Below are 23,446 nucleotides of genomic sequence, written 5' to 3'. Positions count from 1 at the left end.
CCTGTACCTTCTGTAACCGTCGAGTTTCCCGGGACCTGTCATGCGCCTCGGCCTCACCGTGCTCCTGGTCGCCGCGACGACCGCCGCCGCCGTCACCGCTGTGCCCGCCCTGCCCGCCGCGCCCGCTAAGGCCGCGGACCTGCGGGGCGTCTTCCCCGTCCACCTGGCACTCTCCCTGACCGACCCGGACCGGCCGCCGCCCGGCGCCAACGACTGGTCGTGCCGCCCGTCGCGCCGCCATCCCGAGCCCGTGGTGCTCGTCCACGGCACGTTCGGCAACGCGTACGACTCCTGGCGTTACATGGCGCCCGAGCTCAGGCGGGCCGGCCACTGCGTCTTCGCGATCAACTACGGCGCGCCGCCCGGCAGCCCGCTCAAGGGCACCGGCGACATCCGGCGCTCGGCGCGCGAGCTGGCCCGGTTCGTCGACCGGGTGCTGGCGGCCACGGGCGCCCGCCGGGTGGCGCTGGTCGGCCACTCGCAGGGCGGGATGATGCCGCGCTGGTACCTGCGTTACGAGGGCGGCGCCGACGCGCGCAGGCCCTGGCGCAACAAGGTGTCGAAGCTCGTGTCGCTGGCCGCCACCCACCACGGCACGACGGCGTCCGGCGTGATGAGCACGCTGGACGTCCTCGGCGTGCGGCATCTGGCGGGCGCCGCGATCAGCCGGGCCGCGGTGCAGCAGGCGACCGGGTCGGAGTTCATGATCCAGCTCAACCGGGGCGGCGACACGATGCCCGGGGTGCGCTACACGGTGCTGGCGACGCGCTACGACGAGATCGCCACGCCGTTCAGGTCGACGTTCCTGTCGGCGGGGCCGGGGGCCGAGGTGCGCAACATCGTGCTGCAGGACGGGTGCGCGATCGACCTGACCGAGCACCTGGCGATGATCTACGACCCGAGGGCGCTGCACTACGTCAAGGAGGCGCTGTCGCCCGGCAGCGGCGGCGCCCCGGTCTGCCTGCCGGTCGTGCCCGTCGCCGGCGCCCCGCTCACCCCCTGAGCCGGGCACGGAGGGACGGGAGCCGGGGCGCGGGTGGGGGGCGAGGTCCCGGGTGACCTCGCCCCCGCTCGGATCGCGGCCGCTAGCCGGAGTCGCGCAGCCGTGACTCCTCCGCGATCACCCATCCCTCCCTGAGGGCGAAGAGCGCGGCCTCGGTGCGGCTGCGCACGTCGAGCTTGCGGAAGATGGCGTGCACGTAGTTCTTGACCGTCTTCTCGGCGATGTCGAGGGCGCCCGCGATCTGCCTGTTCGACATGCCCCTTCCGATGAGTGAGAGGACCCTGATCTCCTGGCTGGTGAGCCCGTGCCGTTCGGCTCCTGCCACCGGGGTAGGCGCCGGGCTCCCGTGCTGGCGCGCTTGGCGGGGCCCGGCGGCGGGCCCCTCGTGCAGCATCTGCTCGCGCGTCCGCTCCAGGATCCGCAGAGCCTCCCGCTGGCGGGTCAGACCGTGGCGCACGAACTCGATCGCTTCCTCGATGTCCTTGATGGCCGATGACCGGGACCAGGAGACACTTGGCGCCCCGCTGAAAGGACTCACCTTCGCGAAGCCGCTCAGCACGCGTCTGCTGGCGCTCTGGTTCTCTGTCATGTGGCTGCTTTCTCGTCTGTGCCCGTCGGGGGGACGACGGACCGTACCGATGCCCCACCTCAGGCGATCCGCGGGCGGGCGCGGTCACCGGTCGCCGGGGAGGCGGGCCACGCGGGCGGGGGTGTCGCCCGGCCATCCTCCCGGGCCCCACCTCCGGCGCCCGCGTGGGGCGCTGGGCGGCGGCGGCGCGGCGTCGCCTGCGGGCCCGCGCCCGCGCTATCGCCGGCGCGCAGCGTGTCGCGTACGCGATCCCGCGGCGGGCGCGTTCGTGGTGCCGGGGGGACCGGCGGGAGCGCTCCCGGCTTCCGGCGGCAGGGGCCTTCCCCCGGAAGTCCGGTCCGATCCTGCCGTACGGAATCGCGCGGGGCATGCGGGCGGCGGTCGCTTCGGGTTTGTTCGTGCGATGGTGACGTCGTCTCATGCGGCTCCAATCCGGGTGGCGTACGCGCGCCCCGTTAGCCCCCGCGCCGAGAAACGCCTGGCAGACCACCCACTGCATTTAACATCGCGGTTCTGGCGCGGGCCAGAGAACCCGTGCGGCTCGAGATGCTTTTGTGTCCGGCCGATCCCCGCCGCCTGAAATACGGCATAAGCTGCCAACTCTGATGATTTACCGCCAGTAAATGGATGAGTCAGGGCAGCCGGATCACCTGCGCCCCATAAGCGACCCCCGCGCCGAAACCGAGCAGAAGCGCCGGAGCCCCGGACGCCACGGCGCCTTCCTCCTTCAGCCGCGAGATCGCCAGCGGGATGGAGGCCGCCGAGGTGTTGCCCTGGTCCTCGACGTCACGCGCCACGACCACGTGGCCGGGCAAACCGAGCCGGTCGGTGATCGCCTCGATCATGCGCAGGTTGGCCTGGTGCGGGACGAACGCCGCCAGGTCCGCCAGGTCGAGGCCCGCCGCGTCGACGGCCCGCAGCGCCACGGCGGGCATCTCGCTGATCGCCCACCGGTAGAGCTCGGGCCCCCGCATCCGGAAGTACGGCCCCCGGCAGCCGGGGGTGTCGCGGAAGTGCGCCCAGGTCAGGTCCTGTCCCGCCACGCCCGCCAGCGACCCGTCGCTCCCCCACGCCATCGGCCCGATGCCCGGCTCCCCGTACGCGCCGACGAGGGCGGCGCCGGCCCCGTCGGAGAAGATCACGGCGGTGGTGCGGTCACCGGGGTCGATCAGGTCCGACATCCGCTCGCTCGCCACGACCAGCACGTGCCTGGCCGAGCCGCCCGCGATCAGCGACCTGGCCACGTCGAGCGCGTAGTTGAAGCCGGCGCAGGCCGCGGAGACGTCGAACGCGCCGACGCGCTTCGCGCCCAGCTCCCGCGCGATCTGCACGGCGGCGGACGGGCTCTGCCCGGTGTAGCTCATGGTGGCCGCCACGACGCAGTCCACGGCGTCGACGCTCCGGCCCGCCGCCGCCAGGGCCTTCTCCGCCGCGGCGGCCCCCATGGTCACGACCGTCTCGCCGGGCGAGGCGGCGCACCGGCGGCGGATGCCGGTCCGCTTGACGATCCAGGCGTCGGAGGTGTCCAGGGTCCGGCTCAGTTCGGCGTTGGCGACACCTCGCCCGGGCCGGTACGCGCCCACCGCGAGAATACGCGCGGGAATGGCGAGCCTGGGACCCGCAGCTATTCGCGATCCGCGCATGCCGCCTTTCGGGACCGATTCGGCCGTCACGACTACCTCCTGCCGATGGATAACACGTCGTTCCTGATGTGATTCTGGAACTCTTTCGACAGCGTGACAAGTGCAGAAAGTCCCTGTGCACCGGGACTACCGGCGACTTCGCGGACCCGCAGGGACTTTGGCCTCCAGCACATTTCCGGCATTTCTTCCGCTAAACCGAGCCCTTATTCTCTTGTCGCTCCGGAGCCCGCGTGACAAATTGACGATGCCGGCGGAAGCGGCATGACCGCCCACTCGATAATCACTCCGCAGCCGGCGCGGAATTCATAGAAGCGATTCAGGAGAGGCGCTGATGACGCACCATTCCGGCCGGCGGCGCACCGCGCGCCCGGACGTCGCCATCACCGGGATCGGCATGCTCACCCCGGCGGGGATCGGGACGGCGGCCACCTGGAAAGGGCTGTGCGACGGCCGCCCCACGGCCCGCCCGCACCCGGCCCTGACCGGGCTGGCGGTGGACTTCGCCTGCTGGATCCCCGGCTTCGACGCGGCGGCGACCCTGGGCGGGCCGGTCTCGCGCAGGACGGACCGCTTCGCCCAGATGGCGATGACCGCGGCGATCGAGGCGGTCACGGACGCCGGGCTCGACACGGCGGCCTGGGAGGGCAGCCGCGTCGGGGTGATCGTCGGCACCAGCATCGGCGGCATGCCGAGCTGGGAGGAGGCCCAGCGGCGGATGCTGGAGGGCGGGCCGCGCAAGGTGCCGCCGCTGGCGATGACGCGGGTGCTGCCGAACATGGCCGCCGGGGAGATCGCCATCGCCCTCGGCGCCGGCGGGCCCTGCCTCGCGGTCGCGGCGGCGTGCGCGTCGGGCGCGATGGCCCTGCACCTGGCCCGCGAGCTCCTGCGGTCCGACGCCGCCGACGTCATCATCGCCGGGGGCGCGACCTGCGACATCAGCCCGCTGGTGATCTCCGGCTTCGACCGGCTCGGCGCCCTGTCGCGCCGCCGCGAGGACCCCGCCGGGGCGTCCCGCCCGTTCGAGGCGGCCCGGGACGGATTCGTCATGGCGGAGGGCGCGGGCATGCTGGTGCTCGAACGCCTCGGCGACACCCGGGCCCGCGCCGGCCGCCCGTACGCCGTGCTCGCCGGTTGCGCGGCGACCGACGACGCCCACCATCCCACGGCCCCCGACCCGGGCGGCGCCGGGGCCGAGCGGGCGGTGCGGCTGGCGCTGAGCGACGCGGGCGCCGGGCCCGGCGACGTCGGCCACGTCAACGCCCACGGCACCGGGACCGTGCTCAACGACGCCGCCGAGAGCAGGGTCATCCGCCGGGTGCTGCCCCACGGGGTGCCGGTCACCTCGCTCAAGGGCACGCTGGGCCACCTGATCGCGGGCGCGGGCGCCGTGGAGGCCGCCTGCGCCGCGCTGTCCCTGCGCGAGGGGCTGGTCCCGCCCACCGCCAACCTCGACGTCCAGGACCCGGAGATCGACCTCGACGTCGTGACCGGCTCGCCGCGCCCGCTGGGGACCGGGCTCGCGCTGAGCAACTCCTTCGGTTTCGGAGGGCACAACGTGGTGCTCGCCCTGGCTCCCCCGTGACCCCCCTGATCCGCCCCCCTGATCCGCCCCCCCTGATCCGTCCGTCCCGGCCGAGGAGGCCGCCTATGACCTGACCCGCGACGAGAAACCGCAGGAACGATGCACGCCGGAGGGTGGCCCGCAGGCCAGTCGGGACCGCCCGCCGTTCAGGAGGATCCATGAAAAGCAGGACGGCAATTCGACGCACGGCGACGGTCGGCGCGGCCGTCGCGGCGCTCCTCATGTTCGCGCCCGTGGCCGCGCAGGCCGACCCGTACGGGGACGGGCGGCACTGGCGCTACGTCGGCCAGTTCCCGACCGGCTGGCTGTGCGGCCAGAGCGGCCAGGCGCTGGTGCTGTTCACCGACGCCACCGACTACAGCTGCGTGCGGGAGCGCGGGGGCTACGCCCTCTTCACCCGATGACATCCGGACCAGGAAGGAACCACATGTTCACTCGTACCGCTGCCAAGCTTCTCACCATCGCCGTCGCGCTCGCCGGGGCCGGGACGGTGGCGCTCGCCGCCGCCCCGGCGGCCGGCGCCGAGGCCGCGAACCCGACGGGGTCGCACTGGGACCACTGCGACCTGTGGTCGCGCTACGGCGGCCTCCACTGCTACACGGGCTACAACAGCTACACCGGCCACTACCCCGGCGACCGGGGCGGCCGGGGGCTGCTCGGCGGCCTGCTCGGCCTGTGAGCCGGTGACGGGCCGGGGCCCCGGTCCCGGCCCGTCACGGGAGCCTTTCGCGCGGCGGCCTACCCCTCCGCCGCGCGACCCCGGCGACATATCACCGCAAGTCGCCACTGACACGTTCCGTGACCGCAACCCTCGCTATCGTCACGCCGGTAGCACCCACGAGCCTCGGGAGGACCAGGGCATGGCGCAGCGTCTGCTCATCGAACGCCGCGACGGCCACCACGGCGGGCGGCGGGCCCGGCGGCTCGCGGGCGCCCTGGCCGCGACGGCACTCCTGCTCCCGGCCCACGCGCTCCCCGTCCACGCGCTCCCCGTCCACGCGCTTCCGGTCCACGCGCGCACGGCCCATGCGCTTCCTGGCCAGGCGGCGTCGGCGCTCGCCGATCACGGCAGGCTGCCCGGCCTGGCCACCGCCGGCCAGGCGCGCGAGCAGCTCGACGCGCTCACCATCGGGCCGCGCGGCTCGCTGGCGGGCTACAGCCACAGCTCGTTCATGCCGGAGTGGGCCGCCCAGGAGGGCGCCTGCGACACCCGCGAGACGGTCCTGCTGCGCGACGGCCACGGCGTCCAGGCCGACGCCGACTGCCGGCCCGTCTCCGGCACCTGGGAGAGCCCGTACGACGGCCGGACGCTGACCAGCTCCGACCAGATCGACGTGGACCACGTGGTGCCGCTGGCCAACGCCTGGCGGTCGGGGGCGAACGCGTGGAGTCCCGAGCGGCGCCGGGCCTTCGCCAACGACCTCACCCGCCCCGAGCTGGTCGTCGTCAGCGAGTCGGTCAACCTCGACAAGGGCGGCCGCACCCCGGTCACCTGGCGCCCGCCGCGCACCGCCTACTGGTGCACCTACGCCCGCGCCTGGATCGGCGTGAAGCACCACTACGGGCTCCGCGTCACCGAGGCGGAGAAGTCGGCCCTGACGGACATGCTCGCCACCTGCTCCCCGTGACGGCTCTCCTTCGCCTGAAGGGCGCGTGACCTGCCCTCCCCGCCTGAAGGGGGCTGACCTTCCCTCCCCGCCTGAAGGGGCTGACCTTCCCTCCCTCCCGCCTGAAGGGGGGCTGACCTGGGTAGACGGACTGGTGGAAGAGCCTGCCCGACCGACCTGGGACCGACGATGCCGCACGACATGCCCGCGACCGCCTTCTGGATCGAGGCCGGGTTCGCGCACGGCGAGCCCCTTCAGGAGCTGTACGGGGAGCGGCTGGCCGCCTGGCGGACGGCGTTCGCCGCCACCGGGGACGAGCCGGAGGCGGGCGGCGTCGGGCTCGACCCGGTGCACTACGCGCTGGCCGCCTGGGAGCTGGCCACCGGCCCCGTCGCCGACCCGCCGTACGTGCGCCGCCATCCGCGCGTGCTCGACGCCACCTGCCACCGGCCGGAGGGCACGGCGCTGCTGCTGGCCGTGGTCGAGCTGGCCGCGCCCCGGCAGGTCGAGCTGCCCGGCGGCTGGCAGGACTGGCAGCCCCCGGGCACCTCGACGGGCACCTCGGCGGGCACCACGACGGGCGGCTCGACGGGGAGCTCGGCGGGCAGCTCGATGGCCGCTGACCAGCCGTTCGCCGCGCCTCCGTACGACCGCAAGGCCGCGCTGTGGTCGCTGGAGCTGCGGCTGCCGCTCGACACCGGCCGGCTGCCGGTGCCGACCCGGCCGCGCGCGGGCGGGCTGCCGAACCTGGGTGACGCGCAGGCCGCGCTGGAGGCGCTGATCGCCGAGCTCAACGCGCACGTGTGGCCGGTCATCGCCGCCCTGGAGAGTTAGTTAGGGTTCCTGCCCCCAAAACCAGAACCAGTGGCATCACGAGTTGGTTTCGGGCCTTGACCGTGCCGGTTCCGCCGCCTACGGTCCCATTCAAAGTTAGGAGTCTTTACTAACTCCCCGGCTCTTAGGAGACCTCCGTGCGCTTCGTCCCTCTCGCGGTGGCCGGGTTACTGGCCCTGTCGCTGACCGCATGCACCGCGGGCAAGGAGGCGCCGCCGTCGCTCGGCGCCCAGCCCAAGCCCACCGCGAGCGGCACCGGACCGGCCGCCGCCACCCTGCCCCCCGCCACGCTGGAGCTGTGGCACGGCTTCTCCACCGACGTCGAGACGAAGGCGTTCGAGGAGGCCGTCACCGCCTTCACCGCGAAGTTCCCGCAGATCAAGGTCGTCACCAAGAAGGGCATCCAGGACGACCAGATCACCCAGGCGATCCGCGGCGGCAAGGCGCCCGACGTGGCCGCCTCGTTCACCACGGACAACGTCGCCCAGTGGTGCAAGTCCGGCGCGTTCCAGGACCTGACCCCGGTCATCGAGCAGGACGGCATCGACCTGACCGTGCTGCCGGCCGCCTCCCGGGCCTACACCGAGTTCGAGGGCAAGCGGTGCACGATGCCGCTGCTCGCCGACGCGTACGGGCTCTACTACAACAAGGCGCTGATGAAGGGCGAGCAGCCGCCGAAGACGCTGTCGGAGCTGACCGAGCTGACCAAGAAGCTCACCGTCCGCGACGCCGACGGCACCATCAAGGTCGCCGGGTTCATCCCGAGCTTCCAGTACTACGAGAACTCCCCCAGCCACCTCGGCCCGATGGTCGGCGCGAAGTGGTACAACCCCGACGGCACCTCGGCGATCGGCTCCGACCCGGCGTGGAAGCAGCTCCTGCGCTGGCAGAAGGAGCTCGTCGACTGGTACGGCTACGACAAGCTGGAGAAGTTCCGCAAGGGCCTGGGCGACGAGTGGGGCGCCGAGCACCCGTTCTTCGAGGCCAAGGTCGCCATGGTGCTCGACGGCGAGTGGCGCAACGCCATGATCGCCGCCGATCCCGACGCCAAGGACATGGACTACGGCACCGCGCCGCTGCCCGTCGCCGACGACAAGCCCGAGCTGTACGGCAGCGGCTTCACCGCCGGGACCGTGATCGGCGTGCCGCGCGGCGCCAAGCACCCGCAGCACGCGTGGGAGCTGGTCAAGCACCTGACCACCGACACCGAGTCGCTGGTGACGCTGTCGAACGCGCTGCGCAACGTGCCCACCACCAAGGCCGCCATGGAGCACCCGGACCTGGCCAGGGACGCCAACTTCAGCACGTTCCTCGACATCTTCGCCCACCCGAAGACCTCGACGCTGCCCGCGAACGTCAACAGCGTCTTCAACCAGGACGCCTTCTCCACGTTCCTCACCCAGTGGGAGAAGGGCGCGGTCAGCGACCTCGACGCCGGGCTGGCCGGGGTCGACAAGCGGATCAACGACAAGCTGAAGCTCGCCGGAGGCTGAGATGGTCTCCACCCGGATCGCGCCACCGCCCCGGTGGTGGCGCGGCGAGGGCGCCCGCGCCCTGCTGTGGCTGTCGCCGTGGCTCGTCGGCGTGGCGCTCTTCTTCGTCTACCCGCTGCTGTCCACGGTCTACTTCTCCTTCCACCGCTACGACCTGTTCACGCTGGAGTTCATCGGCCTGGACAACTACCGTTACGCCTTCTCCGACCCCCGCGTGCTGCAGTCGGCGCTCAACACGCTGTGGCTCGTGGTGTTCATGGTCCCGGCCCAGGTGGTGTTCGCGCTCGGCGTGGCGCAACTGCTGGCCAAGCTGAAGAGCGGCGGCGGCGTGCTGCGGACGATCTTCTACCTGCCGTCGCTGGTGCCGATGGTGGCCGGCACGGTCGCCTTCGTCTACCTGCTGAACCCGGCGACCGGCCCGGTCAACCAGGCGCTGGCCCGGCTCGGGATCACCGGCCCCGACTGGTTCGGCAGCGCCGCGTGGGCCAAGCCCAGCCTCACCCTGCTCGCCCTGTGGGGCGCGGGCAACACCATCATGATCTTCCTGGCGGCGCTGCTCGACGTGCCCAGGCACCTGTACGAGGCCGCCGCGATCGACGGGGCGGGCGCCTGGCGGCAGTTCCGCAGCGTCACGCTGCCGGTCATCTCGCCGGTGCTGATGTTCTCGGCGGTCACCGGGGTGATCTACGCGGTGCAGTACTTCACCCAGGCGATGATCGCCTCCCGGGTGGCGTCCGGGGCGACCGACTCGGCCGGCACCACGTTCACCCCGGGCTACCCGGACGGCTCGCTGCTCACGCTGCCCCAGCACCTGTTCCACACCGGGTTCCGCGACTGGTCGATGGGGCTGGCCTGCGTGCACGCGCTGCTGCTGTTCGTGGTGGCGATGGGCTTCACGCTGGTGCTGCTGCGCCAGTTCGGCCGGGCGGAGGCGGCGTCGTGACGCGCAGGCGCACGCTGATGTGGATCGCCCAGCACGCGCTGGCCATCGCGCTGGCGCTGATGTTCCTCGGCCCTGTCGTGTTCGTGGCGCTGACCGCGCTCATGACCGACGAGCAGGCGCTCACGAGCGAGCTGTGGCCGCGGCAGTGGAACTGGGCCAACTTCGCCGACGTGTTCGCCCGCTCCGAGCTGCTCACCTGGACGGTCAACACCTTCCTGTACGCGTCCCTGGCGACGCTGTTCATGCTGGTGTCGTCGGTGCCGGCGGCCTACGCGCTGGCCAGGTTCCGGTTCCGGGGCCGCAGGGCGGCGTTCCTCGTGGTGATCAGCGCGATGATGCTGCCTCCGCAGGTCGTCGCGGTGCCGATCTACCTGGTGTGGGCGCGGCTGGACCTGACGGACTCGCTGTGGCCGCTGATCCTGCCGATGCTGTTCGGGGACGCGTTCTCGATCTTCCTGTTGCGCCAGTTCCTCATCACGATCCCGCGCGACTACACCGACGCGGCCCGGGTGGACGGCTGCTCGGACGTGCGGATCCTGTTCACCGTCATCCTGCCGATGGCCCGCCCGGCGATCGCGGCGGTGGCGCTGTTCTCGTTCTTCTACTGCTGGAACGACTACTACGGGCCGTTGCTGTACGCGGGGGTCGACCAGGAGGGCTGGACCCTGTCGCTGGGGCTGGCCACCTTCAAGGCGTTCCACAGCGTGCAGTGGAACCTCACCATGGCCGCCACCCTGCTGGTGACGGCGCCGGTGATCATCGTTTTCCTCTTCGCCCAGCGGGTCTTCATCGAGGGCGTCACATTGACGGGAGTCAAGGGTTGAAACTCGCCGTGGTCGGGGGCGGCTCGACGTACACGCCGGAGCTGGTGGACGGGTTCGCCCGGTTACGGGATGAGCTGCCGCTGACGGAGCTGGTCCTGGTGGATCCGGCCGCGGAGCGGCTGGAGCTGGTGGCGGGCATGGCCCGCCGGATGCTGCGCGCGGCCGGGCACCCGGCTACGGTGACCGCGACCGGCGACGTGCGCGAAGGCGTCGCCGGGGCGGCGGTCGTCCTGCTGCAGTTGCGGGTGGGCGGGCAGGCGGCCCGCGCCTCGGACGAGACGCTGCCGTTGCAGTGCGGCTGCGTCGGCCAGGAGACGACGGGCGCGGGCGGCCTGGCCAAGGCGCTGCGCACGGTCCCGGTGGTCCTGGACCTCGCCCGGCAGATCCGCGCGCACGCGCCCGAGGCGTGGATCGTCGACTTCACCAACCCGGTGGGGATCGTCACCCGGGCGCTGCTGGACGCGGGGCACCGGGCGATCGGGCTGTGCAACGTGGCGATCGGCTTCCAGCGCCGCTTCGCCGCCATGCTCGGCGTCGAGCCGTCGCGGGTGGCGCTCGGCCACGCCGGGCTCAACCACCTGACGTGGGTGCGCGCGGTCTGGCTCGACGGGGAGGACGTGCTGCCGGACCTGCTCCGCGAGCGCGGCCAGGAGATCGCCGCCGACGTCGGGCTGCCGCGGGCGCTGCTGTCGAGGCTCGGCGCGGTGCCGTCGTACTACCTGCGCTACTACTACGCCCACGACCTCGTCGTGGCCGAGCAGCGCGCGGAGCCGCCCCGGGCGGCGCAGGTGGCCGCGATGGAGCGGGAGCTGCTGCAGTTGTACGCCGACCCGTCGGTGGACGCCAAGCCGGAGCTGCTGGCGCGGCGGGGCGGCGCGTTCTACTCCGAGGCTGCCGTCGCGCTGATCGCCTCGCTGCTGGGCGACCGGGGCGACACCCAGGTCGTCAACGTGCGCAACGGCGGCACGCTGCCGTTCCTGCCGGACGACGCGGTCATCGAGGTCCCGGCCAGGATCACCGCCTCCGGGGCCGAGCCGCTGCCTGTCGCCCCGCTGGAGCCGCTGTACGCCGGCCTGGTCGCGCACGTGTCGGCGTACGAGACGCTGGCTCTCGACGCCGCCCTGCGCGGCGGGCGCGACCGGGTCACCGACGCGCTGCTCGCCCACCCGCTCGTCGGCCAGGAGCACCTGGCGCGCGAGCTGGCGGGGCTGCTGGAGGCCGCCGGATGAGGACGATCCTGGCGGTCGACGGCGGCAACAGCAAGACCGACCTCGCGCTGGTCGCCGAGGACGGCGCGGTGCTCGCGACCGGCCGGACCGGCCCGTTCGTGCCGCAGAGCGCCGGGGTGGACGTCGCCGCCGGCGTGGTGGAGCGCGGCGCGCGGGCGCTGCGCGACGGCATGGCCGCGCCGTACGCCGACGTGATGGCCGCCTTCCTGGCCGGGGCCGACTTCCCCGCCGAGGAGGACGCGCTGCGCGCCGAGTTCCTGGCGCTCGGCTGCGCGGGCGAGGTGTCGGTGGCCAACGACACGTTCGCGGTGCTGCGCGCGGGCGCGTCGAGGCAGTGGGGCGTCGTCGTCGTGTGCGGGGCCGGGATGAACGCCGCGGGCGTCTCCCCGTCCGGCGAGGTCGCGCGCTTCCCGGCGCTCGGCAGGCGCAGCGGCGACTGGGGCGGCGGCGAGGACCTGGCCGACCGGGTGCTGTGGCACGCCGCCCGCATGGAGGACGGCCGCGGCCCGGCCACCGCGCTGGCCGACCTGGTCGTCACGCACTTCGGCACGGCGAGCGTCACGGAGGTGGTGCTCGCCCTGCACTTCGGCGAGCTGGACCCGGCCCGGCTGCACGAGCTGGTGCCGGGCCTGCTCGCCGTGGCCGGCGACGGCGACGCCGTGGCCAGGGGCGTGGTCGCGCGGCAGGCCGAGGAGGTCGCGGTGATGGCCACGGTCTGCCTGGACCGGCTCGGCCTGCTGCGCACGCCCGCCGAGGTGGTGCTCGGCGGGAGCGTGCTGACCGCGCGGGACCCGTACCTGCATGGGATGATCGAGAACGCGATCGGCGCGAGCGCGCCGGACGCGAGCGTCGTGGTCAGCACCCTCCCCCCTGTCGCGGGCGCCGCCCTGGCCGGACTCGACCTGCTCGGCGCGGCCGAGACCGCGCGGACCCGTGTTCGCGATCACTTCAGGAGGAGCGGATGAGAAAGCTGATCCCCGCCGCGCTCGCGCCGGCTCTGCTGGCGACCACACTCGCCACGACGAACGCCCCCGCCCAGGCCGCGTCGCCCGCGCACGTCCGGGTGGACCAGGTCGGCTACTGGCCGGAGGAGGCCAAGCACGCCTACCTGATGACGCGGCAGCGGGCCGCCGGGCGCTTCACCGTGGTCGACCACCGGGGCCGGGTGGTGCTCACCGGGCGCGCCGGCCGGGACCGGGGCGCCTGGAACAGCCGCTACCCGCACGTCCACGACCTCGACCTGACCCGGCTGCGCACGCCCGGCCGCTACCGGGTCAAGGCGGGCGGGGCGACCTCGGCCGAGTTCGAGATCGCGCCGAGGGGCGACACGGCGGCCAAGGTGGTGGGCTTCTTCGGCCTCCAGCGCGACGGCGCCGAGGCGACGCGCAGGCCCAGCCACCTCAACGACCGGGCCGCCTCGGTCTACGACTGGCCCGAGTTCACCGGGCCCGACACCGACCAGGTCAAGGGCGAGCTGAAGAAGATCGGCGAGCCGGTCGACGTCGAGGGTGGCTGGTTCGACGCGGGCGACTATCTCAAGTTCACGCACATCCTGGCGTACGTGGACACGCTGCTGTGGGCGGCCCAGCGGGACGGCGAGGTACGCGGTTCCGCCCTGCGGGCCGAAGCCACCCACGGGCTGAAATATCTGGACAAGATGTGGGATGAGGAGTCGAAGACCCTCTACATCCAGGTCGGCATCGGCGCCGGCAACGCCGAGGGCACGTTCGTCGGCGACCACGACGTCTGGCGCCTGCCCGAAGCCGACGACGGCGACACCGCCGAAGGCCACCACTTCATCCGCAACCGCCCGGTCTTCCGCGCCGCCGCCCCCGGCGCGCCGATCAGCCCCAACCTGGCCGGGCGCACCGCCGCCGCCTTCGCCCTGGCCGCCCAGCTCGAACCCTCGCTCGAACGCGCCCGCGAGCTGCTGGCCAAGGCGGCCTCCGTCTACGGCATGGCCAGGACGACCGGCGTGGACCGGCTGGTGACCTCCCTGCCGCACGCCTTCTACCCCGAGAGCGTCTGGCGCGACGACATGCAGCTCGGCGGCGCCGAGCTGGCCCTGGCCGCGCAGCGCCTGGGCGACCCGCGCGCCGGGCGCTGGCTGGCCGACTCGGCCCGCTGGGCGCGCGGCTACCTCGACGAGGAGCAGGGCGACACGCTCAACCTGTACGACGTGAGCGCGCTGGCCCACGCCGACCTCCTCAAGGCCATGCGCGCGGCGGGAGCCGGCGGGCTGGCCGTCACCGAGGCCGACCTCGTCGCCGGGCTCCGGGCGCAGCTCGACCTCGGGGCGCGCCGGGCCGCCGCCGACCCGTTCCGCGCCGGGGCGCGCTACGACGCGTTCGACTCGGTGCCGCACGCCTTCGGCCTGGCCGCCACGGCCCGCCTCTACCGGTCGGCGACCGGGTCGCGCGCCTACGACGCCTTCGGCACCCAGCAGCGCAACTGGGCGCTCGGCGCGAACCCGTGGGGCGTCTCCTTCGTCGCCGGCGTGGGCAAGCGCTCGATCGCCTGCCCGCACCACCAGATCGCCAACATCACCGGCAGGCCCGCCACCGGCGCCGTCGTCAACGGGCCCAACGACGCGAAACTGTTCGAGGACGGCCTCGGCGGGCACTTCGAGGAGATGCCGCCCTGCCCCGCCGACGGCAAGGACCGCTACGAGCGCTTCACCGGCCACGGCAGCCGCTTCGCCGACGACGTCCGCTCCTGGCAGGCCTCCGAGCCGGCCGACGATTTCGCGGCCATCGCCCTGTACGCTCTCACGTTGACGTCAACGTGACGCCGACGCGGGAGGTGACGTGAAGCCGCCTGTCCACGGCACTCCGAGGCTGATGCGCGCGATCAACGACCGCGCCGCGCTGCGCATCCTGCTGGAGAAGGGCCCGCTGACCCGGCCCGAGCTGAGCGAGCTGACCGGCCTGTCCAAGCCGACGGCCTTCCAGCTCCTGGCCCGACTCCAGGAGGCGGGCCTGGTGGTCAGCGACGGCGTCCGGGCAGGCCAGCCCGGCCGGACCGCCGAGGTCTACCGGGTCAACGCCGCCGCCGCATACGTGGCCGCGCTCGACGTCACGCCGGAGCGGATCGACGTACAGGTGGCCGACATCACCGGCGCGGTCGCCGGCGAGGCCCGCTGTCCCGCGCCGTCACCGGCGGACGGCGACCTGACCGCGCAGTTGCGGGCGGCGGTCGAGGCGGCGCGTCCGCCGGGCCCGCTGCACCGCGTCGTCATCGGCGTGCAGGGGGCCGTCGACCCCACGACCGGGCGGCTCGACTACGCCACCGCCGAGGACATGCCCGGCTGGCAGATCCCCGACCTGGTGCCGACGCTCACCGCCGGTCTCGGCGTCACCGTCGACGTGGAGAACGACGTCAACCTCGTCGCGCTCGCCGAGCAGGCGCACGGCGCTGCGGCCGGCTGCCCCGACTTCGTGCTGCTGTGGGCGGGCGAGGGGCTGGGGGCCGCGCTGGTTATCGGCGGGCGGCTGCACCGCGGCTTCTTCGGCGGCGCGGGCGAGATCGGCTACATGCCCATCCCGGGCGCGGCCACCGCCCGCGACGGCGGCGGCAGGTTCGGTCACCACGGCTACCAGGCGCTGGCCGGCGGGCCCGCCGTGCAGGACCTGCTGCGCTCCTACGGCGTCCACGGCGCCGACTTCCACGAGTCGGTCGCCGCCGCCGTGCGCCTGGCGGGCGGCACCGGGCGGGCCGCCGAGGAGGCCGCCGCCGGGCTGCGCACGGTGGCCGCGCGGATCGCGCTCGGCCTGGCGACCATCGCCTCGGTCGTCGACCCGGGGCTCGTCGTGCTGGCCGGGAGTTTGGTGTCAGCCGGTGGCGAACGGCTGCGCGACCTCGTCGAGCGCGAGCTGCGGGTGCTCGACGCCGAGCGGCTGCGGGTGCTGCTGTCGGCCGTCGAGGGCAACCCGGTGCTGGTCGGGGCGATGGATCTGGCGCTCGCCCGGGTGCGGGACGAGGTGTTCGGCCATGCCGCCCGCGACGCGCCGGCGGCGGCGGGCCGCTGATCTTTTCCCGGGAACCGTGCGGTGAAAACCAGGTGACATTTCACCGCACATCCCGGAATGCTGGGCACGGTCGATGAGTTTTGTCAGTGGCGCCGGTCAGTCTGTACATGTCCGCATCTTCATGTGAGACCGACGGCCGGGACACCGGCCCTGACCGCTTTCCGCCCCGCGACCCCGAACGAGGTACCGTGTCCAGCCGACTGCTCGATCCACCCGCCACGCCCGCGGCCACCAGGAAAGGCCGCACGCCGCCCGTGATCCGGCTGCTGGTGCTGGCCACCTTCGTGGTCATCCTCAACGAGACCATCATGATCAACGCGATCCCCCGGTTGATGACCGCGCTGCACATCACCGAGCAGACCGCGCAGTGGCTCTCGACGGCCTTCATGCTGACCATGGCCGCGGTGATCCCGATCACCGGCTGGTTCCTGCAGCGGGTGTCCACCCGCAGCGCCTATGCCACCGCGATGGGATTGTTCCTGGCCGGCACCGCGCTGGCCATCGTGGCGCCGACGTTCGAGGTGCTGCTGGGGGCCCGGATCATCCAGGCGGCCGGCACCGCCGTCATGATGCCGCTGTTGATGACCACGCTGATGAGAGTGGTGCCCGAGGAGGACCGGGGCCGGGTGATGGGCAACGTCACGCTGGCCATGTCGGTCGCGCCCGCGATGGGCCCGACCGTGTCCGGCATCATCCTCCACTTCGGGTCGTGGCGCCTGCTGTTCGCCGTCGTGCTGCCGATCGCCGCCCTGATCACCTGGGGCGGGCTCAAGCGCCTGGAGAACGTCGGCGAGAGCCAGGTGAGCAGCATCGACTGGCTCAGCGCCGTCACCGCCGCGGCCGGCTTCGGCGGCCTCGTCTACGGGCTCAGCCGGTTCGAGGGCGGTGACGCCCGGGTGGCCTCCGCGATCGTGGTGGCCGGGCTCGTCACCATCGGCGTCTTCGTGCTGCGCCAGCTCTCGCTGCAGAAGCGCGGCGTGCCGCTGCTCGACCTGCGCACCCTGCGCCACCGCACCTACACGGTCGCGCTGATCATGATGTCGGTGGCCTTCATGGCGATGCTCGGCTCGATGATCCTGCTGCCGCTCTACCTCCAGAGCGTCCGGGGGCTCAGCGCCCTGGAGACCGGCCTGCTGGTCATGCCGGGCGGGCTGGCGATGGGGCTGCTCGGGCCGACCGTCGGCCGCATGTTCGACCGGTTCGGCGGCCGGGTGCTCGTCGTCCCCGGCGCGATCGGGATCATGCTCGCGCTCGCCGGGTTCACGCAGGTGTCGATGACCATGCCCTACTGGCAGGTGCTCGGCCTGCACGCGCTGCTCATGGTGAGCCTGGCGGCGACCTTCACGCCGGTGTTCACGCTGGGACTCGGCGCGGTCCCGCCGCCGCTCTACTCCCACGGCAGCTCGATCCTGAGCACGCTGCAGCAGGTCGCCGCCGCGTTCGGCACCGCGCTCGTCGTCACCGTGATGAGCGCGCGGGCCGAGACGCTGAAGGCGACCGGGGTCACCGACACGCTCGCCGCGCTCGGCGGGATGCGGCTGGCGTTCGTCATCGGGGCGGTGCTGTCGGTGGCCGTGGTCGCCACGGCCCTGCTCCTGCCGGCCCGCGCCGCCAACAGCGGCGGCCACCAGCCCGTCGGCCACTGACGGCGGGCCGGCACTGGCAGTTGGCCGGCGCTGGCAGCGGGCCGGGCAGCGGGCCGCACGCCGGCTGGGCCTTACGGGGCCAGGCCCAGCTCGGCCGGGATCAGGGCCACCAGCCCGGAACCACCTCGACGTCCTCGCTGCGGAGGGCGTCGAGCCACACCGGGTCCCGCAGCAGCCGCGCCTCCCACGTGCGGACGACGCCGTCGGGGCCGGTGACCGCGTCCTCGCTCGACGGATGCAGGAACAGCTCGCTGGTGCCCTCCGGCAGGGCGGCGAGCCGGCGCAGGTAGTCGTCGCGGAGCCGCTCGTAGCCGCCCAGGTCGGCGGCCGTGCGCCGGTTGGTGGCGATCGTCCGGGGGATGGCGACGCCCAGCGCGTCGGCGTACGCGACGGCCCGCTCGTGCGCCGCGGCCAGCGGGGGCGGCAGCGGCCCGCCGAAGTACGGCTCCGGGTCGCGGGGCAGCCGGAAGGCGAGGCCGTGGCGGGCGCACCACTCGAGCGCCTCGGCCAGCCATGACCTGCCGTGCAGCCCGTACAGGGTGCCGGCGTGCGAGTCTGCCGCGACGGGCGCGGCGCCGCGCTCGCGCATCCAGCGCAGTTGCGCGTCCGCCTCGCCGATGACGTCGCCCGCCTCGCCGCGCGCCCCGAGCACCATCGGGTCGTCGCTGAGCGTGCCGTCGGGGTCGGCGAGGCTCGCCCCGCCGTTCAGCGGCCGCCAGCGCGGGAGCCCGCGCTCGCTGGTGAGCGTCACGTGCACCCGGGGCACGACGCCGAGCTCGCGCACCCGGGCGGCGGCCCGATCGGCCTCGGGCGAGACGCAGATGAGCGTCGTCGCGCTGACGTGCCCCTCGGCGAGCAGGCCGGCGATGACGTCCGTCGTCGCTGGCTCCCTGCCGAGGTCGTCCGCCGTGATCACCACCCGCCGCGTCACGGGGAACGCTCCCCCGCCGCCTCGCCCGCCGGGCCCGTCTCCAGGGGAACCGTCTCCAGCGGTACGGAGACGAAGCGTGCCGCGACCGCGCCGGCGGCCGTCAGGGCGAACGGGTAGACGCACAGGTAGACGCGGAAGGCGAGGCCCGGGTCGGCGCCGGGGTCGTCGCCCGAGTTGTAGCCGAAGAAGACGCCCAGCGAGGTGAGCGCGAGCCCGGTCACGATCCCGTTGAGCCGGCCGAAGAACCCGAACGCCGACAGGAAGAGCCCTTCGCGGTGCTCCCCGTTGCGCACCGCGTCGGCGTCCAGGACCCGGGCGACGATGAGGTCGTTCGTGGCGAGCATCCCCGACCAGCCGGCCCCGACGAGCACCCCGGCGGCGATGGCGGTGACGAGGTCGGTGGCGAGGAACAGGGCGGCGAAGCCGGCCGCGAGGACCGCGAAGGCGAGCCGCCAGGCCCGCAGGGCGCCGCGCCGGGCCACGACGCGCGTCCACACGACGAGGCCGCCCGCCGTGACGAGGATGACGATGCCCTGGAGGTAGAGGGCGTTGCCGACGGGCAGCCCGAGCGAGTAGCGGACGTAGAGCTGGATGCCGGAGAGCACGAGCGCCATCGCGATCCCGTAGCAGGCCCCGGTGAGCCCGACCGTCCAGAACATCCGGTTGCGCACGATCGACCACACGCTGGGCAGCAGCCGGGGCCGCTCCCGGGTGGAGTAGCGGGGCCGCTCGCGCGCGCCGAGCGCCATGAACGCGATGACGGCGAACGCGATCACGCCGTAGATGATCGCGGTGGTCCGGAAGCCCTCGGTGCTGTCCTCGGTGCCGAACACGCCGGTGGTGAGCACCGGGGTGACGGCGAGCGAGATGACCAGGGCGACGAGCTGGAAGCCCTGGCGCAGGCTGTTGGCGACCGCCCGGTCGCGCTCCTTCGGGTAGAGCTCGGGCAGCAGCGCGCCGTAGTTGGCGTTGAGCATCGAGTCGAAAGCCTCGCACAGGATCGCGAACACCGCGAACCACAGCACGAGCCCGATGCCGTCCAGCGACTCCGGCGCGGAGAAGAACGCGATCATGCAGGCGGCGAGCATCGGCGCGCCGGCGAGCAGCCAGGGCCGGCGCCGGCCGTACCGGGTCCTGGTGCGGTCGGAGAGGTGGCCGAGCAGCGGGTTGTCGATCGCGTCGATGACCGCGTAGATCACCATGACCGCGCCGTACGCCCGGACGTCGAGCCCGAGGATGTCGACGTAGAAGAGGATCATCGATCCCTTGATCATGTTGATCGGGATGGACGTGCCCAACATCCCGATGGCGTAGCGCCACGCGGGTGTCCGCGCCGGGGCGGAGGGCGTGCCGGGCTGGGCCACGCGATCACCTTCCTTGCCGCGCCGGGCGGCGGCTGCCGGTCCGGTTGCGGTGATGCTTGCCGGTGATCTCGGGCGCGTCAAGACCGGATCCGGCAACGAATCGGCCTACGGGCCTCGGGCGCGGGCCGATCGGTAGAGTAATGTTCGGTAGCTGTGGGATCTGTGAGTGACGAGCCGGTCGCGTACCGGCAGAGCCGGTTCCGTACGCCGGCCGGGGCCGCCGAGGTTCTGCTGGTGCGGCACGGCGAGTCCGAGCCGGCGCGGCCGGACCGGCCGTTCCCGCTGGTGGACGGCCACGGCGACCCGGAGCTCGCGCCCGAGGGCCGCGAGCAGGCCGAACGGGTGGCGCGGCGGCTCGCCGCCGAGCGCGTCGACGCCGTCTACGTGACGACGCTGCGGCGCACCGCCCAGACCGCCGCGCCGCTGGCCGCCCGGCTCGGCCTGGCGCCGGTCGTGGAGCCGGGGCTGCGCGAGGTGCACCTGGGCGAGTGGGAGGGCGGCCTGTTCCGGCGGATGGTCGCCGAAGGGCATCCGGCCGCCCGGCGGATGACGGCCGAGGAACGCTGGGACGCGATCCCGGGCGCGGAGCCCGCGGCGGCCTTCTCCGGCCGGGTCCGCGACGCGCTCGCCCGGCTCGCCGCCGCCCACCCGGACGGGCGGATCGTCGTCGTCACCCACGCCGGGGTGATCGCCGAGGCGCTGGCCCAGGCCACGGGGTCGCGGCCGTTCGCGTTCCTCGGCGCGGACAACGGGTCGGTGTCGCACCTGGTGCTGACCGGCGCCCGCTGGGTCCTGCGCCGCTTCAACGACACCGCGCACCTGGAGCCGGGGTTCACCACCACCGCCACCCTGCCCACCTGAGCCCCCTCCCTCCTCAGGGGCGAGCGTTCCGTTCAAGACCGCGCGCCGCCGGGCGGCCGATACTGCGCCCATGTCTGAACGAACCTTCACCCCCGCCCTGGGCCGCCTCGGCCTCACCCGGCTGTACGACCCGGTGCTGCTCGCCCTCACCCGGGAACGGCTCTGGCGCCGCCTGGTGGCCGCGCAGGTGGCGCCCCGGCCGGGCGACACGATCGTGGACGTCGGCTGCGGCACCGGCACCCAGGCGATGCTCCTGCACCGCCTCGAACCCCGGGCCCGGATCGTCGGCGTCGACCCCGACCCGGAGACGCTGGCGCTGGCCCGGCGCAAGTCCGGCGACGCCCCGCACGCCCCGCGCTGGCTGCTCGGCATGGGCGACGCGCTGACCGGGCTCATCGCCCCCGGCTCCGCCGACACCGCCGTGTCGAGCCTGGTTCTCCACCAGTGCCCGCTGCCGATGAAACGGGCGATCCTCGCCTCGGCGCACGCCGTCCTGCGGCCCGGCGGCAAGCTGGTGATCGCCGACTACGGGCTGCAGCGGACCGCGCTGATGCGGCTGGCGTTCCGCGCCGTGCAGCTCGCCGACGGGCGGCAGGACACCCAGCCCAACGCCGACGGCGTGCTGCCCGCGCTGATGACCGGCGCTGGGTTCGCCGGCGTACGGGAGGCCGCCGTGGTGCCCACGGTGACCGGCTCAATCTCCGTGTACGTCGCCGCGCGGGGCTGACCGGCGCACCATCGGGACCACCGCCGCCGGGGTGAGCCCGATCATCTCGCGCAGCCGCCGGTGGAAGTGCGCCTGGTCGGCGAAGCCGCCGTCGACCGCGGCCTCGGCGATCGAGCGTCCCTCGCTCAACGCCCTGGCCGCCCGCGTCAGGCAGCGCCAGATCCGCCAGCGCGCGAGCGGCATCCCGAGCTGCCGCACGGCCAGGGCGCGCAGGCGTTGCGGGGACAGCCCGGCCTCGGCAGCTGCGGCGGCGACCCGTACGTCCGGGCGGGCCAGCGCCTCCATCGCCGCCAGCAGCCTGGGGTCGAGCGCGCCGGCCGGCCGGCCGGCGAACCGCACGTCCTCCTCCCGCAGCCCGCGCAGGTCGCCCGCCACCGTGACGCCGGCCCCGCAGCGGGCGCGCAGCACGGCGGCGAACGCGCACTGCGGCTCCACGAACCAGGTGCGCAGCCCGGCCGCCGCCGGCATGCGATGGCGCACCAGGGGCGGCACGATCACCGCCGCGCCCCGATGGCAGGCGCCCGACTCGTCCACCACGACCGCTTCGCCCACGTCGGCGGCGGTCACCTGGTAGGCGGCGTGCCGATGCTCGCCGACGCCCGCCGACGGCCCCCGGTAGAACGCGTACCCCTCGCCGATGACGAACCGCCCGGCCACCGCTTCCACGACAGCGCAGCCTATCCGCAGCCCCGCCGGGGGCGGCTCAGGCGGGTGCGGCCAGGGCCTCGTGCCAGCGGGCAGTGTCGGTGTACTGGTGCAGCCAGGAGATCCGGCCGTCGGTGACACGCCACAGATGGGCGAACTCCGCCTCGTACGCGCGGCCGCTCGCGCGCGACGCGCCCCGGTAGGAGCCGGTGACCACCACCAGGCCGTCGGCGGTCTCGTGCCAGCTCTCGGCGTAGGGCGCGGTGTCGTACGCGGCGAACACCGCACCCCACACCCGGACCAGCGTCTCCTCCGGCCCCTCGAACGCGCCTCCCGCCCCGCACGGCATCCCCGGCGCGGTGCGGGCGCGGAACTCCGGATGCAGCAGCGCGAGGATCGCGCCGCCGTCGCCCGCCTGGGCGGCGCGGTAAAAGCCTCGGACGACCTCGGACGCCGTGGACATGCGGACTCCTCTTTGTAGATGCGATATTCTAGAACGCACTAACTATTATTACCGGAAGGTACACCGCGTGGGCAGAGCAGCCAAGTTCGACCGCGACCAGATCCTCGACGCCGCCCTGGCCATCACGGCCGCCGACGGCCCCCCGGCCGCCACCATGGGCGCCGTCGCCGCCCGGCTCGGCGCGCCGACCGGGTCCCTGTACCACCGGTTCGGCTCCCGCGACCTCATGCTCGCCACCCTGTGGATCCGCACCGTACGGAGCTTCCAGCGCGGCTTCGTCGACGCGCTCACCGCCGGCGACGCCCGCGAGGCGGCCTTGCACACCCCCCGCTGGTGCCGCCGCCACCCCGCCGAAGGCGCCCTGCTGCTGCTCCACCGGCGCCACGACCTGGCCGCCCGATGGCCCGCCGAACTCGGCCCCGACCTCGCCACCCTCAACGCCGAAGTGGGCGACGCCCTGGACGCCTACACCGCCCGCCACCCGGGCGTGGACCGGGAGCGCCTGACCTTCGCCACGATCGACGTCCCGTACGCCGCCGTCCGCCGCCACCTCCTGGACCACCGCCCCCCGCCCCCGACGGTCGACACCCTCATCACCACCACCTGCGCCGCCCTCCTCCCGCCCCCCGCCTGATGCCTGGCCCACACCTTCGACGCCCTCCTTCCCAGCCCCCGCCTGACCCCCAGCGCACACCTTTGACGCCGGGAGGCACGCTGCGTTAGGGGTGACCTCCGCACGGAGTGGCCCCGCACGGGATGACCGCATGGGATGACCGCACGGAGCGACCCCGCCACACGGGATGACCGCACGGAGTGCGCCCCGCACAGTGTGCGCCCCCCGGGGTGCGCCCCCCCGGGGTGCGCCCCTGCACGGGGAAGCTCCGACGTGGGAGGCCCGCACGAGAAGGGCCCCACGCGGGGAAGCTGCGCCCTGGGAGTCCCGTGTGAGGAGCCCCCTCACGGGAAGGCCCCTCACCGGAAGGCCCCGCGCGGGGGTGCCCCCCTTACACGGGGTGGGCCCCGCTCAAGGCGGG

General features: G+C 73.7%; 23 protein-coding genes. 17 read left to right on the top strand and 6 right to left on the bottom strand.

Annotated features, from left to right (window positions below):
- The first annotated feature begins 40 nt into the window (after positions 1–40).
- Positions 41–1,003: an alpha/beta fold hydrolase gene (locus tag AB0J53_RS40655; protein WP_364182552.1), complete on the top strand. Its 963-nt coding sequence runs from the start codon at positions 41–43 to the stop codon at positions 1,001–1,003.
- An 82-nt stretch (positions 1,004–1,085) separates the two neighbouring features.
- On the opposite strand, the gene AB0J53_RS40650 is transcribed toward AB0J53_RS40655, so the two are convergent.
- Positions 1,086–1,592 carry a response regulator transcription factor gene (locus AB0J53_RS40650; protein ID WP_364182549.1) on the bottom strand — a complete coding sequence of 169 codons (507 nt, stop codon included), beginning with the start codon at positions 1,590–1,592 and terminating at the stop codon, positions 1,086–1,088.
- A gap of 632 nt (positions 1,593–2,224) precedes the next feature.
- Positions 2,225–3,235, bottom strand: a complete 1,011-nt coding sequence (locus tag AB0J53_RS40645; protein WP_364182721.1) for a beta-ketoacyl-ACP synthase 3 — start codon at positions 3,233–3,235, stop codon at positions 2,225–2,227.
- A 331-nt stretch (positions 3,236–3,566) separates the two neighbouring features.
- On the opposite strand from AB0J53_RS40645, the gene AB0J53_RS40640 reads away from it, so the two are divergent.
- The 13 genes from AB0J53_RS40640 (at position 3,567) to AB0J53_RS40580 (ending at position 17,421) form a co-directional block, all read left to right on the top strand.
- The gene (locus AB0J53_RS40640) at positions 3,567–4,817 is read left to right on the top strand and encodes a beta-ketoacyl-[acyl-carrier-protein] synthase family protein (RefSeq protein WP_364182546.1); all 1,251 of its coding nucleotides are present in this window, start codon (positions 3,567–3,569) and stop codon (positions 4,815–4,817) included.
- Between the two features lie 158 nt (positions 4,818–4,975).
- Positions 4,976–5,221 carry a hypothetical protein gene (locus AB0J53_RS40635; RefSeq protein ID WP_219513210.1) on the top strand — a complete coding sequence of 82 codons (246 nt, stop codon included), beginning with the start codon at positions 4,976–4,978 and terminating at the stop codon, positions 5,219–5,221.
- A gap of 23 nt (positions 5,222–5,244) precedes the next feature.
- Positions 5,245–5,496 carry a hypothetical protein gene (locus AB0J53_RS40630; protein WP_364182542.1) on the top strand — a complete coding sequence of 84 codons (252 nt, stop codon included), beginning with the start codon at positions 5,245–5,247 and terminating at the stop codon, positions 5,494–5,496.
- 181 nt (positions 5,497–5,677) lie between these two features.
- Positions 5,678–6,445, top strand: a complete 768-nt coding sequence (locus AB0J53_RS40625) for an HNH endonuclease family protein (protein WP_364182539.1) — start codon at positions 5,678–5,680, stop codon at positions 6,443–6,445.
- Positions 6,446–6,613: 168 nt separating this feature from the next.
- The gene (locus tag AB0J53_RS40620) at positions 6,614–7,258 is read left to right on the top strand and encodes a hypothetical protein (protein ID WP_364182537.1); all 645 of its coding nucleotides are present in this window, start codon (positions 6,614–6,616) and stop codon (positions 7,256–7,258) included.
- A gap of 137 nt (positions 7,259–7,395) precedes the next feature.
- On the top strand, positions 7,396–8,751 hold the full coding sequence (locus AB0J53_RS40615) for an extracellular solute-binding protein (RefSeq protein ID WP_364182534.1): 1,356 nt from the start codon (positions 7,396–7,398) through the stop codon (positions 8,749–8,751).
- A gap of 1 nt (position 8,752) precedes the next feature.
- Positions 8,753–9,694, top strand: coding sequence for a sugar ABC transporter permease (locus tag AB0J53_RS40610; protein WP_219513192.1), 942 nt, complete (start codon positions 8,753–8,755; stop codon positions 9,692–9,694).
- Positions 9,691–10,518: a carbohydrate ABC transporter permease gene (locus tag AB0J53_RS40605; RefSeq protein WP_308126096.1), complete on the top strand. Its 828-nt coding sequence runs from the start codon at positions 9,691–9,693 to the stop codon at positions 10,516–10,518. The genes AB0J53_RS40610 and AB0J53_RS40605 overlap by 4 nt, the downstream gene beginning before the upstream one ends.
- Positions 10,515–11,747 (top strand): 6-phospho-beta-glucosidase, encoded by a 1,233-nt coding sequence (locus AB0J53_RS40600; RefSeq protein WP_364182529.1) that lies wholly within the window; start codon positions 10,515–10,517, stop codon positions 11,745–11,747. Before AB0J53_RS40605 ends, AB0J53_RS40600 begins: the two co-directional genes overlap by 4 nt.
- Complete coding sequence (locus tag AB0J53_RS40595; RefSeq protein ID WP_364182526.1) at positions 11,744–12,712, top strand: BadF/BadG/BcrA/BcrD ATPase family protein; 969 nt, start codon at positions 11,744–11,746, stop codon at positions 12,710–12,712. The genes AB0J53_RS40600 and AB0J53_RS40595 overlap by 4 nt, the downstream gene beginning before the upstream one ends.
- On the top strand, positions 12,709–14,535 hold the full coding sequence (locus AB0J53_RS40590; protein WP_364182523.1) for a glycoside hydrolase family 9 protein: 1,827 nt from the start codon (positions 12,709–12,711) through the stop codon (positions 14,533–14,535). The genes AB0J53_RS40595 and AB0J53_RS40590 overlap by 4 nt, the downstream gene beginning before the upstream one ends.
- 19 nt (positions 14,536–14,554) lie before the next feature.
- A complete protein-coding gene (locus tag AB0J53_RS40585) occupies positions 14,555–15,775 on the top strand; it encodes an ROK family transcriptional regulator (protein ID WP_364182520.1) in 1,221 nt (406 codons plus the stop codon).
- Positions 15,776–15,963: 188 nt separating this feature from the next.
- A complete protein-coding gene (locus AB0J53_RS40580; RefSeq protein WP_308126095.1) occupies positions 15,964–17,421 on the top strand; it encodes an MDR family MFS transporter in 1,458 nt (485 codons plus the stop codon).
- A 100-nt stretch (positions 17,422–17,521) separates the two neighbouring features.
- On the opposite strand, the gene AB0J53_RS40575 is transcribed toward AB0J53_RS40580, so the two are convergent.
- The gene (locus AB0J53_RS40575; RefSeq protein WP_364182517.1) at positions 17,522–18,352 is read right to left on the bottom strand and encodes a ChbG/HpnK family deacetylase; all 831 of its coding nucleotides are present in this window, start codon (positions 18,350–18,352) and stop codon (positions 17,522–17,524) included.
- Positions 18,349–19,716 carry an MFS transporter gene (locus AB0J53_RS40570; protein ID WP_219513173.1) on the bottom strand — a complete coding sequence of 456 codons (1,368 nt, stop codon included), beginning with the start codon at positions 19,714–19,716 and terminating at the stop codon, positions 18,349–18,351. The genes AB0J53_RS40575 and AB0J53_RS40570 overlap by 4 nt, the downstream gene beginning before the upstream one ends.
- A gap of 162 nt (positions 19,717–19,878) precedes the next feature.
- Between AB0J53_RS40570 and AB0J53_RS40565 the strand changes: the two genes are divergently transcribed.
- Both AB0J53_RS40565 and AB0J53_RS40560 read left to right on the top strand, forming a co-directional pair.
- Positions 19,879–20,577, top strand: a complete 699-nt coding sequence (locus tag AB0J53_RS40565; RefSeq protein ID WP_364182513.1) for a histidine phosphatase family protein — start codon at positions 19,879–19,881, stop codon at positions 20,575–20,577.
- Positions 20,578–20,647: 70 nt separating this feature from the next.
- Positions 20,648–21,304: a class I SAM-dependent methyltransferase gene (locus AB0J53_RS40560; RefSeq protein WP_364182510.1), complete on the top strand. Its 657-nt coding sequence runs from the start codon at positions 20,648–20,650 to the stop codon at positions 21,302–21,304.
- Here the strand turns inward: AB0J53_RS40560 and AB0J53_RS40555 are convergent.
- Positions 21,272–21,970, bottom strand: coding sequence for a helix-turn-helix domain-containing protein (locus AB0J53_RS40555; RefSeq protein ID WP_364182507.1), 699 nt, complete (start codon positions 21,968–21,970; stop codon positions 21,272–21,274). The genes AB0J53_RS40560 and AB0J53_RS40555 overlap by 33 nt on opposite strands.
- A 37-nt stretch (positions 21,971–22,007) precedes the next feature.
- Positions 22,008–22,412: a nuclear transport factor 2 family protein gene (locus AB0J53_RS40550; RefSeq protein WP_364182504.1), complete on the bottom strand. Its 405-nt coding sequence runs from the start codon at positions 22,410–22,412 to the stop codon at positions 22,008–22,010.
- A gap of 67 nt (positions 22,413–22,479) precedes the next feature.
- Between AB0J53_RS40550 and AB0J53_RS40545 the strand changes: the two genes are divergently transcribed.
- Positions 22,480–23,046: a TetR/AcrR family transcriptional regulator gene (locus AB0J53_RS40545; protein ID WP_364182501.1), complete on the top strand. Its 567-nt coding sequence runs from the start codon at positions 22,480–22,482 to the stop codon at positions 23,044–23,046.
- Positions 23,047–23,446: the final 400 nt, after the last annotated feature.

This window comes from Nonomuraea sp. NPDC049725, from assembly GCF_040674795.1.
Lineage (GTDB): Bacteria > Actinomycetota > Actinomycetes > Streptosporangiales > Streptosporangiaceae > Nonomuraea > Nonomuraea ceibae.
Note: the sequence above shows the minus strand (reverse complement) of the source record. Positions and strands in the feature narration are given on the sequence as shown.